General features: G+C 30.3%; 4 protein-coding genes. All 4 read right to left on the bottom strand.

Annotated features, from left to right (window positions below):
- Positions 1-248 precede the first annotated feature (248 nt).
- Positions 249-695 carry a hypothetical protein gene (locus ACVCZW_RS00160; protein ID WP_452227660.1) on the bottom strand — a complete coding sequence of 149 codons (447 nt, stop codon included), beginning with the start codon at positions 693-695 and terminating at the stop codon, positions 249-251.
- Between the two features lie 151 nt (positions 696-846).
- Positions 847-1,521 carry a hypothetical protein gene (locus ACVCZW_RS00155; RefSeq protein WP_452231301.1) on the bottom strand — a complete coding sequence of 225 codons (675 nt, stop codon included), beginning with the start codon at positions 1,519-1,521 and terminating at the stop codon, positions 847-849.
- 184 nt (positions 1,522-1,705) lie between these two features.
- On the bottom strand, positions 1,706-2,137 hold the full coding sequence (locus tag ACVCZW_RS00150) for a hypothetical protein (RefSeq protein ID WP_452231300.1): 432 nt from the start codon (positions 2,135-2,137) through the stop codon (positions 1,706-1,708).
- The gene (locus ACVCZW_RS00145; RefSeq protein ID WP_452231299.1) at positions 2,130-2,612 is read right to left on the bottom strand and encodes a Panacea domain-containing protein; all 483 of its coding nucleotides are present in this window, start codon (positions 2,610-2,612) and stop codon (positions 2,130-2,132) included. The genes ACVCZW_RS00150 and ACVCZW_RS00145 overlap by 8 nt, the downstream gene beginning before the upstream one ends.
- Positions 2,613-3,005: the final 393 nt, after the last annotated feature.

Here is a 3,005-nt window from a genome sequence, read left to right as displayed (position 1 = left end):
CCAATCCGTAACGTTTTTCAGATTACATTATTCATCTGAGTCATTATTCCCTTGTTGGAAGTTCAGACTTATAGATTTTCCAATAATTTTTGTTGGTGAGTAACTTATAGATAACGTGTTTGTATATGATTAGTGGCGTGTGTAAGCAACTAATTTAGCAAATAAAAACCAAATAGAAAATTCGGAAGAATTTTCGTAAGCAAGCTAGAACCAGCCATTAATTATATACGGTGTTAGCAAATCGGTTTTTAATCAATCCACAGAGTAATCAATTTCAGAAATTCCGTTAATTCATAAGCCACAAGAATTGTCAATATCGATAGCTGGTTGTTTTCAAGTTTATTTTTTATGAGTAAAACTATGTAAATTATAATCGGGATTATCATTGAAAGTTTTAGTTCGTTAGCATAAGGATAGTACATTACTTTGAAAAAGAAAGAGACAAAAGCAAATAGACCAATAATCAGATTCAACCACTTTTTGTTTATTCCGCTATAAATGCTAAACACCAAAGCTAAAATTCCAAAACCTAAGAATGAAATTGTGTTTATAAGATCCGAATCTTGGTAAAACGATAGAATTGAACATGAAACTAAAATCAGTAATGTAACTTTCAGAAAAACAGGCTTGGTTTTATTTAAAAGGAATAATCCCATTAAAGCTCCAGCACCAATAATTATTTTTTCGTAGGTCATTCTTTAACTGTTTGCTAACGTGTTTGTATATGGTTTGTTGCGTGTTTAAGAACGTAATTTAGCAAATAAAAACCGAATAGAAAATCCGCGAGGGTTTTCGTAAGCAGGCTAGAACCAGCAATAAATTATATACGGTGTTGTAAGCAGTTTTTTATAGTTGATTTAAATATCCAACAACTTTGGATTCAGGTTCGTAAAATACATATAAATATCCGTGTCCGAAGTGTAAGTAAGGGTCAAAAGATTCTTTGTCTAAAACTTCTTGTCCTTTTAAAGTTTCACTATCATCAATATCTCCTAACTGAAATAGAAACTCCATTTTATTCCCAGTAATCGGACAAATAAGCCATTCCTCATCGTGAATCCAGTTCGGTAGTTCAGTATGTCCTATTTCGCCTGGAACCATATCAAATTCGTGAACACCAGTCTTAATTTTTACTGTTGGTGCATTTTCAATTTTGAAATTCAGCCGTTTATATTCAATGTAAGCATCAGAAGGAATGTCTTCAAATAACTGATTAAAGTTCGAAGTAACGTTATCTCTGATAAGTTTTGGCTTTTTTGGGTTTGAGTAGTCAAAAAACACAGGTGATTGAAGGTCAATGAATATTGGACAAACTAAATGTAAGTCAAAATCAATTTTTGGAAAATGAGTTTCGTTTTTGGAAATGCATCCAAAATAGACTATCGGACTTGTTTCCAATTCGGGAATATTAATTTCAGAACTTGCTTTTCCACCAATTGAGTTAATTCCTTTATCGTCCAAAATCAAACTCGCTTTGTTCGTGTTAGATTTTTTCTTGAATATTTTTGATAGTATTCCCATTTTCTCAAATTGCTTACAACGTGTTTGTATATGATTAGTGGCGTGTTTAAGCACCTAATTTAGCAAATAAAAACCGAATAGAAAATCTGTAAAGATTTTCGTAAGCAAGCTAGAACCAGCCATTAATTATATACGGTGTTGTAAAACGTTTTTATCAAAATTTTTAATAATAACGACTTACTTTTTATGAGTATAATTTATGTTCAGGGTCGAACCATCTAATATAAAAGGTAGAATCAATTAGAAATCCGTGAATTCTACCATATTCATTAGCGCTTAATTCAAATTGATAAGGTGTTTCAACAAGTTGTTCTTCATTTTTTAAGCAAAAACTATCTTCAGAAGTGTCTTTCCAATCTATCGGATGACACCGTAATGCATTGCTTCTATTAGCGTAGAATTCCATTACTTTAAAAGAAGATAATGCTTTTAAACGATCTATTAATATAATAAAATAGTCTGATTCTTTAGATGAAATCTCAAATTTCCCAGGGACTTCTAGAAAATATTTAAAAGAAAATTTGACAAATTCATCGTGATTAATTTCTAATGATTGTTTTGCTTTTTTAATAACCGAATCTTGAAGATGTTTCGGTTTACTGATAGATTTAGCCATCGATTAAAAACTTACTATAGTATTCAATCATCCACTGATTGTCAATTATATTTTCCGATGGTTCGTCCATAGCTAAACCTTTTCTAGCTTTAATCCAAGGTTCTTCTCTATGAGTCATTAATTCTAAATCGAAAGCACTTTCTCCAAAATACTCTTCAACAACTTCTTTTAATAAAATCTTTTGTTCTTTTTTAAGACTATCAATAAATTTAAGGTAAAAGCCTTCTTCAATTTCTTCATTTATTGGTTTCCACCCATATTGTTTATAATCATGGTAAGCACTTGGTAAAACTGGTCCATGAACCCAAGCTTGAAATTTTCCTTCAAATAGTTCTTTTTCAAATTTAGCTAGATGCCAAGCTTGTATATAATAAAGTAGTTTTTGAAGCTTTAAATTACTCAATAAGTTACCTGTTTCGTTAGAAAGACTAACAAAAAATTTAGTAACATCATTATATTTTACTTCTTTAAGCATTTTTTAGGATTATTTATATGCAAATGTACAAATTTTGAGCCAAAAACAACATGAGTTAATAAAATATCAAATCTTAATAGTTGACTATTAGGCCTTTTCAAATGTTTTACAACGTGTTTGTATATGATTAGTGGCGTGTTTCAGCACCTAATTTAGTAAATAAAAACCGAATAGAAAATCTGCAAAGATTTTCGTAAGCAAGCTAAAACTAGCCATTAATTATATACGTTGTTATCTATAGGTCTTTTCCTAGTTATCCAGAGTTCAGATGTTTAAATTTTTATATAAATATAATTTAGGAATTCTGATTTTAGCAACGGTTTAAGCGCAATGATACGTTTCTACTGTCCAGATTAGCTCAGATTGGTTTTTCTGCGTGTAATTCAGTCGTAA

It is taken from the genome of Lacinutrix sp. MEBiC02595 (assembly GCF_053601555.1).
The sequence above is the reverse complement of the archived record's forward strand: the minus strand, read 5'-3'. Positions and strand labels throughout refer to the sequence as shown.